Below are 12,863 nucleotides of genomic sequence, written 5' to 3'. Positions count from 1 at the left end.
TGCGCGAGCTTGACTTTTCCTCCTTCACGGGGCCCAAAGAATGACCCAGAAACGTATCCTGCTGATCGATAACGAGGAAGGCCTCTGCCGGATGATGACGGCAGTGCTCGCGGATCACGACTATGCCGTCCGCGCCTACACCCGTTCCTTTGAAGCGATGGAGGAATTCGACCCTGCCGCCTGGGACCTGGTGATCACCGACATCAAGATGCCGGGGATGGACGGCATGGAGGTGCTGCAACGGGTAAAGGAACGGGCGCCGACCCTGCCGGTCATCATGATCACCGCCTTTGCGACCGTGGAAATGTCGATCCAGGCCCTGCGCAAGGGGGCCTACGACATGCTGACCAAACCCTTCGAACCGGAGGAGCTGCTCTACCGGGTGAAGAACGCCCTGACCCAGACCCACCTGATCGAGGAGAACCGGGAACTGCGCGAGGAGCTGGCCGGCAAGTTCCGCTTCGACAAGATCATCGGCGCCTCAGCCGGGCTCAAGTCGGTACTGGAGAAGGCGGCCCGGGTCTCGGTCCGGGACACCTCGGTGCTGATTACCGGCGAATCGGGGACCGGCAAGGAGCTGATCGCCCAGGCCCTGCATTACAACTCGCCGCGCAAAGAGAAGCGTTTCGTCGCCATCAACTGCGGCGCGCTCCCCGAATCGTTGCTGGAAAGCGAGTTGTTCGGCTACAAAAAGGGCGCCTTCACCGGTGCCGCCCAGGACCGCCAGGGGCTGCTGGAAGCGGCGGACGGCGGCACCCTCTTCCTCGACGAGGTCGGCAACCTGCCGATGAACGTGCAAAAAACTTTGCTGCGTTTTTTGCAGGAACACGAATTCATGCGCCTCGGTGAGACCCGGCCAACCAAGGTCGACGTCCGGATCATCTCCGCCACCAACTCCGACCTGCAGGCCGCGGTCAAGGACGGCAGTTTCCGGGAAGATCTCTACTACCGCTTCAATGTCGTCAACCTGCATCTGCCGCCGCTGCGGGAACGCCGCAGCGATATCCCGCTGCTGATTGCTCACTTCATCCGCGAACAGAACGTCAAGTTCGGCACCCGGGTCAAAGGGCTGACCCCGGAGGCACTGGCGGTCGCCTGCGATTTCGGCTGGCCCGGCAATATCCGGCAGTTGTGCAATGCCATCGAGGCTTCAATGGCCATCGAGACGGGGGAGACCATCACCCTGCCGGTCTTCTCCCAGTTCATTGCGACCGGACCGCCTGCAGAAGTAACCGAGGAGCAGGAAGACGACAGCGACTACGCCTCCGCCATGGCGCGCTTTGAAACCTCCTATCTCCGGGAACTTTTGCGCCGCCATCAATGGAACGTCGAGGCGGCGGCCCGGGAAGCGGGAATGAACATGGCCACGATTTACCGCAAACTGAAGAAGTACGACCTGCGCAAGGAAGACCAGGAGTGAGCCTGCCCCCCGGGGCACCCCGCAACCTTCGCACAACTGCAAAAACGCACCAGCGCTTTTGCTCTCCCGCAAATCCGCCGACCCGCCCGCTCAAAACAAACCCCAACTATTTGAATTTAAAGCCTATTTTCTGGGGGCAAAATACTTCCGGCGACTTTCGGCCTGGTTCCGTCCGGCCGCTGGCCGCCCGTTTTTTGCAAAGCTGCAAAATGATACCCTTCGCAACGCGCGCCGACGCTGGCGGCGGATGGCGCAAAACCTTTGTTTTTAAAGGTAAATTAATTTTTTCCCCGAATCCTCGGAGTTGGTACGCCGGTTGCTAAAACAAAACCACGTTACTCCATCTCTCGGCACCAGGTGGGGTCGGTTGTTGAGGGACAGCCGACCCCACGCCGGGCTTCCGCCCAAGGCGCTCAAGGAGGACTTCATGCCTGAAACTTCCCGCCACGAACCGCAGCTGTCACTGCCGCCGGCCCCCCTTGCCCTGCTCTTCCTCGGTGCGACGGCCAGCCTTTACGGGCTCCACAACTGCGGCCTCTTCACCCTTGACCCACGACTGCTCGGTACCGGCCTCTTTTACGGCGGGATCGGCCTGGTCCTGACCGGGATCGCCGACTGGCGGCACCACTCCCCCCTCGGCGCGGTTGTCGGCATCGCCTACGGCCTCTTCTGGCTCTCGCTGCTGGGCATGATTGCCCTGCCGGCCGCCGGCTACGGCCATTCCCCGGCAACCATCTCGACCGGAGCCTACCTGGCGATCTGGGGGCTCTTTACCGCGGTCCTCTTTGTCGGCGTTGAACAGGGGGGGCGAGGTCTGCAGGCGACCCTTGGCCTGCTGCTGGCAAGCCTGCTCCTCCTCGCCGTCGGTGAACTCGGCGCCGCGCCCCTGCCGCGCATGGCTGGCGGCTGGCTCGCCCTGGCTGCCGGAGTGGTCGCCCTGCACAACGGCACTCTGCGACTCCTCTTCGAGGCCGGTCGTCGCCGCCAGACAGCAACCCGCACCCCGGTCGGCACCCCCTGACCGCTGCCGCGAGGCTTGACATTCTCTGCGCCGCCGGGTAATTTTAGCGAGGAAATTGCGAAAATTAAGGCAGCGCAACCCGGTACGACCTGCGCTGCAAGGGTAAGCGATGAATGCCAAAATGAGCCAACACCTGACCCTGCTCGGCCTTTGCGCCATGGCCTTTTACGGGGTAATGCTTGCCACCGGGACCCTTTCGATCGAGGTCATGCCCCAGTTCGTCGTTTCCGCCCTGATCTTTCTGACGTCGGGGCGGCTGCTGCGGCGCTCCGCGCGCGCGCGCGGCGACGAGGAACCGAACAGCGATGAGGAGCCCCGGACCAAGGTGGAGGCCGACTGGCCCTGGCTGACCGCCCTCCTCAACTGGAGCGCCGCCCTGCTGATCATCGGCATCATGGCGATCATCATCATGAAGCCGGCCGGCGTCAGCTTCAGCGAGGCCATCCAGCAGTCGGACGCGCACGAGCATTATTTTTCTACCGCCGTCCCCTGAGCCGGTTTCTGTCATGGTCAACAGGCCCCGCCGCCGGTCCCGGATGGCGGGGTTTCGTTTTACTGCGCCCCGAGGCGCAAAGGGCTCGCCGCTGTCCCTGATTCGCCGGGGGGCGCCGCCGATCATCCGACAGCTGGCATACCTTGGAGCTCGATGATGTCACGCTACCTGTTGCTCCCCTTCCTGCTCTTTTCCGCCCTGGCCCTGACCCAGACGGCAGCGGCCGATGAGGCCCAGGCCCGAGAGCTTCTCAACGCGCAGGGGTGCAAGGGCTGTCACCGCCTCGGCGGTGAGGGGGGGACGGTCGGGCCAGACCTGACGGGGGTGGGCGCGAGATTGTCCCGGGAACAGCTCCGGCAACAGCTCCTCGACCCGCGCAGCCGCAACAGCGACGGCAGCATGCCAGCCTTCAACCACCTCCCGGCCAATGACATCGAAACCCTTGTCGATTTCCTCGCCGAACTCCGCTAACCTCCCTCCGTGGTTGAAAAAACCACCTCCCTGTGGTAACGTCCGCGAGCAATGCTGACCGCCGAGAAACGGTGGGGCGGCGTCGGTTTTCTTGGACACTGAATTGGGGTAAAGTCCTCGTGTCCAAGGAGATTGAAAATGACCAAACAGAACCAGAACGAAACCGTTACAGGGCCGTTGGCCGAGGGACAACGCTGGAGTGCTGCCCGCAAGCGTGAAGTTGTCCTGCGTCTGCTGCGGGGCGAATCGGTGGACGAGCTGTCCCGCGAGCTGAGTATTGAGATCTACCGCCTGGAGCAGTGGCGGGAGAAAGCGTTGGCCGGGATCGATGAGTCGCTGAAAAAGCGCCAGAACGATCCCGTTCAGGCGGAACTCAACCAGGCCATGCGCCGGATCGGCGAGTTGACCATGGAGAACGAACTGCTGTGGGAACGGGTTAAAAAACCCGGCCCTTTAGCCAAACGGAGGTCGTCGAAATGAGCCAAACGATCTCCCTGGGAGCCGACAGGCCCTACGGCGTTCAACGGGTTTGCGCTATCTGGGAGCAGGCTCGCTCCTCGTTCTACCATGCCTCGCGCCCGGTTGCGCCAGCGGTTCTCAAACGTCGTGGCCCAAGGCCGTTAATCAGCGACGAGAACCTGTTGGCTCTGATCCGTGATGACCTGGCCGCCTCTCCGTTCACGGGCGAGGGGCACCGCAAGGTCTGGGGGCGGTTACGCTACCGCGATGGCCACCGCGTGCCACGCAAACGGGTTCTGCGGCTCATGCGCGAGAACCATCTGCTTTCTCCGCACCGGGGTCGTCCCAAGGCCGCCAAGACGCATGATGGCAAGATCATCACCCTGGCCCCCAACCTGATGTGGGGCACCGATGGTACTCGCGTCTTCACTCTTGACGAGGGCTGGGTCTGGATCTTTACCGCCGTGGAGCACTGGAACGCCGAATGCGTCGGCTGGCATGTGTGTAAGACCGGCGACCGTTATGCCGCCCTTCAACCGCTGTCCATGGCCCTGAGCCGCCTTTACGGCAGCGTAGAAAAAGGAATTGCCCGAGGGCTATCCCTGCGTATGGATCATGGCCCCCAGTACCTCTCCGACCATTTTCAGAACCAAATCAAGTTCTGGGGGATCACTCCCAGCTTTGCCTTCGTTGCCGAACCTCAGACCAACGGAGTGGCCGAACGGTTCAATCGCACCTTGAAAGAGCAAGCCATCTATGGCCGAGTATTCCGCAATGTCGATGATGTTCGCAACGCAGTAAAAACCTTCGTTGAGCTTTACAACAGCGAATGGCGTGTCGAGAAAAACGGCTTCAGGTCGCCCGACGAAATCCGTCAGGCGGCATAATCTAAACTTGTGTCCAAGGAACCGGTTCCGCTACACCGCCGAGAAACGGACCCTGCCCATGACCCAGCGAATCATCCCGATCGATTCAGCACTCTTCGTCCCTGAAGAGGTCCTCGCTACCAGCGCTGATCTCTCCGGTCTCTTTTCCCGCAAGGCTCCGCTGGAGCTGGAAATCGGCTGTGGCATCGGCGACTTCATCCTGCAGTTGGCGAGGGAAAAACCCGAGTCCAATTTCCTCGCTATCGACATTTACAACAAGGGTTGCCTGAAAACCTGCCGCCGCCTGGAAAAAGAGGGCCTCGACAACGTCCGCGTCCTGCGCCTCGAAGCCCGTTACCTTCTCGTTCACTTCTGCAAGCCCGGCGAGCTGGCGGCAATCTACATCAACTGTCCCGACCCCTGGCCCAAGAAACGTCACCGCAAGCGGCGCCTGGTCAACCGGGATTTCCTGCAAACCCTCCTCTATCACCTGGCGCCGACCGGTGAGCTCTTCTTCAGCAGCGACATAGCCGACTATGCCGCCGAGGTCGCCGAGCAGATCGCGACCCTCCCCGGGTTTCGCAACCGCCTCCCGGCCCCGGTCGTCACCGACCTGCCGGGCTACCCCCGCTCCAAGTACATGCGCCGCTTCCTCGAGCACGGCCAGCCGATCCACTTTCTCCACGCTTACCGCGACCCGTGCTGGCTGGCCGACCCGGCCGAACTGCCGGCGGTGCAAACCGGATTCAGGGTTCGCTGGAGCAACGCCGGCAATGGCTGAGACCTTTTTGACCGCTTCCCTCCCCGGCATCGGCGGGCGCATCAAGGTTTCGCCTGAGGACTTCCGGGTAGAGGAGATCCCCCTCTATCCCCCCTGCGGGGAGGGCGATCACCTCTACCTCGAGGTCGAGAAGACCGGGTTGACGACCTTTGACCTGCTCCAGCAGGTCTCCCGGGCGTTGGGGGTCAAGGAGCGGGAACTCGGCTACGCCGGGCTCAAGGACGCCCGGGCGACCACCCGGCAGACGATCTCGGTGCCCGGTGTCGATGCGGCGCGCGCCCTGGCGCTGACGATTCCCGGGGTCCGCATCCTCAGTGCCACCCGCCACCGCAACAAGCTTCGCACCGGCCACCTGGCCGGCAATCGTTTTGTCATCCGCGTTCGCGATGTCGGACCCGGCGCTCTTGATGCGGCCCTTGATATTCTCCATGTGCTGGCGGACCTCGGCGTCCCCAACCGCTTCGGCCCGCAGCGCTATGGTGCCCTCGGCAATTCTCACCGGGTTGGCCGCGCCCTGCTGCAGGGGGAGTTCGACGTCGCGGTCCGCGAGATCCTCGGCACCCCGGAGGCGATCAGCAACCCGCGCTGGCGCCAGGCGGCAGAGGCGTTCAGCAACGGCGATATCGAAACGGCCCTTGCAGCCCTCCCCCGGCGCTTCCGGGACGAGCGGCGGATGCTGCAGCAGCTGCGGGACGGCAGCTCTACCAGGGCGGCACTCATGGGGCTGCCGCGCAAACTCCTGCGGCTCTACCTTTCAGCCCTGCAATCGCACCTCTTCGATCGCCTGGTGACCATGCGCCTTACCTCTCTCGGCACCCTCTGGAGCGGCGACCTCGCCTATAAACACGCCAACGGCGCCTGCTTTTCGGTGCTTGACCCCGCCGCCGAACAGCCCCGGGCCGACGCCTTCGAGATCAGCCCCTCCGCCCCCCTTTTCGGCTACAAGGTGACCCTCGCAGCGGGTCAGGCCGGCCTGCTGGAGCGAGCGCTGCTCGACAAGGAGAAGCTCTGCCCCGCCGACTTTCGCCTCGGCGAAGGGCTCAGCATGGAAGGAGAGCGCCGCCCCTTGCGGGTGCCCCTGGCCGATGTCAACGTCACCCGGCAGGGCTCCGACCTGCTGCTCACCTTTGCCCTGCCGCGGGGAAGCTTCGCCACCAGCGTTCTTGCCGAAGTGATGAAACCGGCAGCAGAGGAGAGTGATCTGGCGGCCTGCACTGTGGCATAATCGACCTGCCACAACCATCTTGATTTTGTCATCGGCGCGGTGACCCGGCCGGGTCACTTCAGCAGCGACAAGGAGGGTTCGATGTCCAGAGGGAGCAAAGTCGAGGCGCCGGAGAAAGACTACCGGGTCAATTTCTTTCGGCCCCGCCCCGGGTTCATGCGCCGGGAAGTACGCTTCATCTGGCTGATGCTGGCCGGCTGGGGGTTATTGATCTTCGGCTTCCCCCTCTACCTGGTTTCGGCGGAATGGACGGCCGACGGCACCGGCCCTTTGACCGCCACGACCATCTTCGGCTTTCCTTTCCACTACTGGTTCAGCGGCCAATTTCTCATCCTCTGGTTCATTCTCCTCTGTTTCCTGTTCAATCTCCTCGTCGACCATCTGATCGATCGCTACCGCCATCCACGCGCCCACGGGGGAGGCCGCCATGTCCACTGAAGCCTTCAAGGCAACGCCAGCCCTGCTGCTGGTTCTGGCGCTGGTGATCTTCCTTTTGGTCGGGCTCTTCGGCAGCCTCCGCCGCCAAACCGGGTCCTCCTATTACGGTATCGGCGTCCGCTCCATCGGCCGCATCGGCATCGGCGCCGCCATTGCCTCCAACTGGATGAGTGCCGCATCCTTCCTTGGCATCGCCGGCATCTTCTACCTGAAAGGCTATTTCGCTTTTGCTTATGTGGTCGGCTGGACTGGCGGCTACGTGCTGCTGCTGATCCTGATGGCGGGTCAGATCCGCCGCTTCGGCAAATATACCGCGCCGGAATTTGTCGGCGCCCGCTACGATTCGCCGCTGGCCCGGCTGATCGCCGCGGTGGTGGCAATCCTGATCTCGCTGATCTATTGCATCGCCCAGTACAAGGGGATCGGGCTGGTCTTCTCCTGGATTTTCGGCCTCGATTATACCCATTCCCTGTTGCTCGGAACCCTGGTGGTCATTTCCTACCTGGTGCTCTCCGGGATCCTCGGCGCTGCCCGCAACCAGCGTTTTCAGTATGCGGTCCTGATACTTTCTTTCCTCATCCCGCTGATGTTGATTGCCAGGAAACTCGGTTACAACTGGCTGCTCCCCCAGTTCAGCTACGGTGAGGCCCTGCAGGACCTCGCCGCCACTCCGGCTCGGATGGAAACGGCGCCCTGGGCCCATGGCACCCCCTATCAATGGCTGGCGCTCTGCATCACCCTGATGGTCGGCACCGCCGGCCTGCCCCACGTGCTGTCCCGTTTTTATACCGTCCCCAATGTCCGTGACGCCCGCTGGAGCGTCGTCTGGGGCCTCTGCTTTATCGGCCTGCTCTACTGGAGCGCTCCGGCCTATGCGACCTTCGCCCACCTCTGGGAAGCCAGGAACGGAACCCCCCCTCTCCCTCCGGATATGGCGGACCTGGTGGTCATCAAGGCCGGCGAATGGGCGGGGGTACCGATCTGGGCCGTCGGCATTATCGCCGTCGGTGCCATCAGCGCGGCCTTTTCCACCGTCAGCGGTCTGCTGATCACCGGAGCCGGCGCCTTCTCCTACGACATCTACTGCCGTTTCCTCAATCCCCAGGCGACCGAACAGGAACGGATGCAGATCGCCAAGGGGGCGACCCTGGTACTGGCGGCGCTGGTGCTGCTCGTCGCGGCCCAGCCATTGGGGCTGATAGCGGAGGTCACCGCGGTAGCCTTCGCCCTCGCCGGCAACACCCTTTTCCCGGTCTTTCTCCTTGGCATCTGGTGGGATCGGGCCAACAAGCAGGGCGCCATCGCCGGCATGCTGACCGGCATCGTGATCACCTTCGGAGCGATGCTGCTGCCGACCGGAAGCCTGCTCGGCACCCTCTTTCCAGCAACCTCCTCCGCCTTCCTCGGCGCTCCACTGGTTATCCTCGTCATGATTGCCACCTCGTTGGCGACGCCGCAACCTCCCGAGGAAATTCGCCGCTTCCTCGCCGAGGAGGTTCATAGCCCCTGATGGGCTGCCAACCATTGTTATCCGCTAATACACCACAGCCGCTGCCCTCTTGAGTCTTGGACAAACACCCCCATCGAGCCCCTTGACAAGGCCCGTTGTTCCCGGTAGAAAAAGTAACTTTCAAAAAAGCGTTCTACAAAAAACGACAACGCCGTGATCAAGCTGATACTGTCTGCAGGCAGTCTCTATACACTCCCCCTGGACAAGGTTTTTGAAATTGCCCGGGATACGGGGTTCGAAGGAATGGAAGTCATTATCGGCTATGATTTCCAGTACGGGGATAACCTCGCCCTGCTCAAGGACCTGCAGCAGATTCTCCCCATCGCCTCGTTACATGCCCCGTTTCTGGAACTTGACGGCTGGGGTGACAAAATCGCGCAGGTGATTCGCACCACCGAACTGGCGCTGCAGGCCGAGGTGCCGCTGATCAACTTCCATCCCCCCGCCTGGATGGCCCTTGAGTTCCGGTTTTGGAACTGGTTCAATAAAGTCAAGGACTTCCAGAGCTTTCTCGGGCAGGACACGGTCCAGATTACCATCGAAAACATGCCCGCCACCGGCGCCTTTGGTCTCAACCCCTACCTCCTCGCCCAGACCCAGAAAATGATTGACTTCATCGATGCCCACAACCTCTTCCTGACCTTCGACACCGCTCACATGGGTTCCTCGAAGGCTGACTTCCTGCACGATTTCCACCTGCTTTATAATTCCGGGCGCATGCGCAACATCCATTTTTCCGATTATGGCTACGGCCGCGAACATCTCCTGCCCGGGCATGGCGTCCTGCCATTGACCCGTTTTTTAAACCACCTGCGGGAAACCGGCTATAACGCCTCCCTGGTCCTGGAACTGTCTCCCCATGAATTTCCGGAAGAAGAGAGCCAGATTCGCGAGGCGATGGCGGAGATTTTCGCTTATCTCTGCGCGGAGACACGCCACCCGGCACCATCGCAGGCAGCGATCATCTAATTCCTGACAGCCGGGAGGGGAAACGGGGAGAGGGGGAACCTAGCGGACGATGTAGACTGAACAGCGGGCGTGAAGGGCAACCTTGGTGGAAACACTCCCGAGCAGGGTTCGTTTCATCCGTCCCTTGCCGGAAGAGCCGATAACGATGACATCGCACTCCTTCTCCTCGGCAAGGTTCAGGATTTCCTCGGCAGCATCTCCATAGACAACGAGGCTTTCCAGCGGGACCTTCTGTTCGGCGGCGACCTTCTCGACCACGTAGAAGAGCCGTTTCCTGGTCTCTTCCCAATTGGGTCGTTCGGTTACCGGCGGTGACGGGAAAAAATCGGTAAAAGAGGGGGGGCGCATGCTGGGCAGGACCAAAACGGCATAGACTATGCTTTTCATTCGACTGGCGGCGGCAGCGGCGAGTCGGACCGCCTCTTCGGCCGCCTTGTCGGACTGTGGTGACCCATCAACGGCGACGAGAATCTTTTTGCCAATATTGAGCATTGTCTCCTCCCCGAATCCGGACCTAATCTAGCGGAAAGCGACCGAACTGTCAATCGGCAGACCGGTTGCAGTTGACTTTTTTAAAACAACATTTTATATTTTCCGAAACTACCAGAATTGTGGTTCGGGTTATTTTTCTGCAGCGGGCGTGCCAATGGCCCATATTTCGCATTTTGTTCCAGTTCTTCTTGACATGCTGGTACGAATAAATAATATGTGGACGGCGAAGCCCCCTGATCAATTCTCTGGAGAGGGAAAATTTCATCATGGCGAAAAAAGACAAAGCTGAATATATCATCCAGGCCGTCTCCCATGCCCTGGACCTGCTTGAGCAATTTCATGACGACGTCGATGAGCTCGGCGTGACGGAGCTAAGCAAGCGCCTCAAGTTGCACAAGAACAATGTGTTCCGACTCCTGGCGACATTGGAGTCCCGTGGCTACATCGAACAGAACAAGGCGACCGAGAACTACCGCCTGGGACTCAAATCCCTGGAACTGGGGCAGACCTTCATCAAACAGATGGGCCTGTTGCGCCAGGCCAAACCGATCCTCGAGAAGCTGGTGGCCGACTGCAATGAGACCTCCTACGTCGCCATCTTCAAGGAAGGCTATATCGTTTACCTCGATGTCGTCGAGACTGACCTCACGGTCCGCGTAGTCTCCCGGGTCGGTTCGCGGCTCCCCGCCTACTGTACCGCTGCCGGCAAAGTTCACCTCGCCTTCATGTCCGACGAGGAGGTCGATGCGATTCTGCCTCCCGGAGAACTCAAGCAATATTCCGCCAACACCTTCAGCAACCGGGAGGCCCTCAAGCGTGAGCTGCGGGCGGTTGCCGAGCAGGGATACGCCATCGACAACGAAGAACTCGACCTGGGGGTCCGTTGTGTCGCGGCACCCATCCGCGATTACACTCGCCGCATCGTCGGGGCCGTCAGCATTTCGGGCCCTTCCATGCGCCTGGGGGACGACCGCATCGTCAAGGAGCTGGTGCCGCTGGCCCTGCAGGCGGCGGAGGAGCTGTCGACACGCCTCGGCTACCACCGCTGAAACCGACCCACTTCGAAAAACCCCTGGCTTGCCAGGGGTTTTTTTTGCCCGGTTCATCTGGCCGCTTTGACACCGGATCGGGGGAATGCTAGAATCTAGCTAGAATTATTGAATAATTTCAGGAGGGAAGGGATTCGATGCGATCATCCCACAGACAGTCCCAGCACCCCCCTCCTCCCGTTGTAATAGACGCGACAATTCCGGAGGGGAAAAGACAGTCCCCCGCCTCCTTGGAACAGATGATTCTGGAGGCACGGCAGCAGGGGGTGACCCGCGATGACGCCTTTCCTTTTCTGCTGGAGCCGGAAGGGCGCCCCGTGGGGGGAGTGTTGCTGGTTCACGGTTTTACCGCTACGCCCTGGGAGATGCGCCTCCTCGCCGAAGGGTTGGCAACGGCCGGCTATCTCGCCCTGGCGGTTCGCCTGCCCGGGCACGGCACCCGGCCCGAGGACCTGGCCAGCCGCAACCGTCACGACTGGCTGGAGACGGTAGCCGTGGGGTACCGGTTATTGCGGGAGCGGGACCAGCCGGTCTTCGGTGTCGGCATGAGTACTGGTGGGCTGTTGCTGGCGACACTGGCAACCCGGGAGCCGCTGGTGGCGCTGGCACTACTCAGCCCCTTCCTGCGCCTGGCCCACCCCCTGGCGCCCCTGGCCGGGCTGCTCAAGCGCTGGCATCCCTACCAGGAACGACCGCTGGCCACGGGGAGCGAAAAACACTACTATCGCCGCCGGCCACTGGCCGGAATCGCTGAAGTGCAACATCTCGCCCGCGAACTCGCCCCGCGCCTGCCGCAGCTGATACTGCCGGTCCTGGCGATTGCGGCGGAAGGCGACGAAACCGTCGATGTGGCCAGCGGGTTGACCCTCTTCCAGCGCCTGGGGAGCCGGCACAAGGAGTACCACCGGTTCGGCCCCGGCGCTCCCCATGTCCTGGCCACCGCCGAGAATCCCTTCCAGGTGCGGGTTCTGGAGCAGCTGCTCAGCTTTTTTGCCGCGGCGCCGGGGTGGCGGTAAGCCGCGTCCAGAGGGCAGCGACCTGATCTTCGGTGAGCTTGCGGCTGCCGGAATTGTCGATGACGAAGTCGGCACGGGCGAGCTTTTCAGCCTGGGGCATCTGGGCAGCGACCCGCTGCCGGGCCGCCTCGGCATCGAGGCCATCCCGACGCATCAGCCGCTGCAGCTGCACTTCGGGGTCGACCGTTACGACCAGCACCCGGTCGACGCGATCGCTCGCTCCTGCCTCGAAGAGGAGTGGCGCCTCATAGACAACCAGTGGCGCTCCGCTGCGACGTAATATGGCAAGCTCTTCCTCGGCAAGGGCGGCGATCGCAGGATGAATGATTCGATTGAGGTCCTGGCGGGCCGCCGGATCGGCAAAGATCATGGTTCCCAGCCGGGCCCGGTCCAATTTTCCGCTGGACGCGAGGATTTCCGCCCCGAAACGTTCGACCAGCCGGGCCAGGGTTGCCGAACCGGGGCGGACGGCCTCCCGGGCCAGCTGGTCGGCGCTGACCAGGACCGCGCCACGGGCTTCGAACATGGCGCTGACAGTGCTCTTGCCCGAGGCGATGCTGCCGGTAATACCAAGGATCATTTAAGCAACCTCTTTAGGGGGTTTTCCCGCACAAGCTTTCACCACCAGGGACAGGTTGTCAACCGCTTTCAGA

Annotated in this window: 15 protein-coding genes; 13 read left to right on the top strand and 2 right to left on the bottom strand. The window is 61.9% G+C overall.

Annotation, left to right across the window (positions count from 1 at the left end; translation table 11 throughout):
* The first annotated feature begins 40 nt into the window (after nt 1-40).
* The 11 genes from ACYQ8E_RS16025 (at nt 41) to ACYQ8E_RS15975 (ending at nt 9,653) form a co-directional block, all read left to right on the top strand.
* Nucleotides 41-1,420, top strand: a complete 1,380-nt coding sequence (locus tag ACYQ8E_RS16025; protein ID WP_066724950.1) for a sigma-54-dependent transcriptional regulator — start codon at nt 41-43, stop codon at nt 1,418-1,420.
* A gap of 427 nt (nt 1,421-1,847) precedes the next feature.
* Entirely contained in the window at nt 1,848-2,441 is a 594-nt protein-coding gene (locus ACYQ8E_RS16020) for an acetate uptake transporter (RefSeq protein ID WP_066724946.1), read from the top strand.
* Nucleotides 2,442-2,562: 121 nt separating this feature from the next.
* On the top strand, nt 2,563-2,934 hold the full coding sequence (locus tag ACYQ8E_RS16015; protein ID WP_157471768.1) for a hypothetical protein: 372 nt from the start codon (nt 2,563-2,565) through the stop codon (nt 2,932-2,934).
* A 153-nt stretch (nt 2,935-3,087) separates the two neighbouring features.
* Nucleotides 3,088-3,405 (top strand): c-type cytochrome, encoded by a 318-nt coding sequence (locus ACYQ8E_RS16010; RefSeq protein ID WP_082820180.1) that lies wholly within the window; start codon nt 3,088-3,090, stop codon nt 3,403-3,405.
* Between the two features lie 138 nt (nt 3,406-3,543).
* The gene (locus tag ACYQ8E_RS16005) at nt 3,544-3,885 is read left to right on the top strand and encodes a transposase (protein ID WP_066724938.1); all 342 of its coding nucleotides are present in this window, start codon (nt 3,544-3,546) and stop codon (nt 3,883-3,885) included.
* Nucleotides 3,882-4,751, top strand: a complete 870-nt coding sequence (locus tag ACYQ8E_RS16000) for an IS3 family transposase (RefSeq protein ID WP_066724935.1) — start codon at nt 3,882-3,884, stop codon at nt 4,749-4,751. The genes ACYQ8E_RS16005 and ACYQ8E_RS16000 overlap by 4 nt, the downstream gene beginning before the upstream one ends.
* 58 nt (nt 4,752-4,809) lie before the next feature.
* Nucleotides 4,810-5,511, top strand: coding sequence for a tRNA (guanosine(46)-N7)-methyltransferase TrmB (trmB, locus tag ACYQ8E_RS15995; protein WP_066724930.1), 702 nt, complete (start codon nt 4,810-4,812; stop codon nt 5,509-5,511).
* The gene (gene truD, locus ACYQ8E_RS15990) at nt 5,504-6,736 is read left to right on the top strand and encodes a tRNA pseudouridine(13) synthase TruD (protein WP_066724926.1); all 1,233 of its coding nucleotides are present in this window, start codon (nt 5,504-5,506) and stop codon (nt 6,734-6,736) included. The genes trmB and truD overlap by 8 nt, the downstream gene beginning before the upstream one ends.
* Nucleotides 6,737-6,817: 81 nt before the next feature.
* Nucleotides 6,818-7,174, top strand: a complete 357-nt coding sequence (locus ACYQ8E_RS15985) for a DUF4212 domain-containing protein (RefSeq protein ID WP_066724922.1) — start codon at nt 6,818-6,820, stop codon at nt 7,172-7,174.
* Nucleotides 7,164-8,684 carry a VC_2705 family sodium/solute symporter gene (locus tag ACYQ8E_RS15980; RefSeq protein WP_066724920.1) on the top strand — a complete coding sequence of 507 codons (1,521 nt, stop codon included), beginning with the start codon at nt 7,164-7,166 and terminating at the stop codon, nt 8,682-8,684. Before ACYQ8E_RS15985 ends, ACYQ8E_RS15980 begins: the two co-directional genes overlap by 11 nt.
* 153 nt (nt 8,685-8,837) lie before the next feature.
* Nucleotides 8,838-9,653, top strand: coding sequence for a sugar phosphate isomerase/epimerase family protein (locus ACYQ8E_RS15975; protein ID WP_335339862.1), 816 nt, complete (start codon nt 8,838-8,840; stop codon nt 9,651-9,653).
* Between the two features lie 39 nt (nt 9,654-9,692).
* Here ACYQ8E_RS15975 and ACYQ8E_RS15970 read toward each other — a convergent pair whose 3' ends face one another.
* A complete protein-coding gene (locus ACYQ8E_RS15970; protein ID WP_066724918.1) occupies nt 9,693-10,145 on the bottom strand; it encodes a universal stress protein in 453 nt (150 codons plus the stop codon).
* Nucleotides 10,146-10,411: 266 nt separating this feature from the next.
* On the opposite strand from ACYQ8E_RS15970, the gene ACYQ8E_RS15965 reads away from it, so the two are divergent.
* Complete coding sequence (locus ACYQ8E_RS15965) at nt 10,412-11,194, top strand: IclR family transcriptional regulator (protein ID WP_066724913.1); 783 nt, start codon at nt 10,412-10,414, stop codon at nt 11,192-11,194.
* A gap of 239 nt (nt 11,195-11,433) precedes the next feature.
* On the top strand, nt 11,434-12,210 hold the full coding sequence (locus tag ACYQ8E_RS15960) for an alpha/beta hydrolase (RefSeq protein ID WP_066724910.1): 777 nt from the start codon (nt 11,434-11,436) through the stop codon (nt 12,208-12,210).
* Here the strand turns inward: ACYQ8E_RS15960 and coaE are convergent.
* Complete coding sequence (gene coaE / locus ACYQ8E_RS15955) at nt 12,176-12,790, bottom strand: dephospho-CoA kinase (protein WP_066724907.1); 615 nt, start codon at nt 12,788-12,790, stop codon at nt 12,176-12,178. The two genes, ACYQ8E_RS15960 and coaE, sit on opposite strands and share 35 nt — an antisense overlap.
* Nucleotides 12,791-12,863 lie beyond the last annotated feature (73 nt).

This window comes from Desulfuromonas carbonis (genome assembly GCF_054658035.1).
This window is presented reverse-complemented; position numbering and strand designations above follow the sequence as displayed.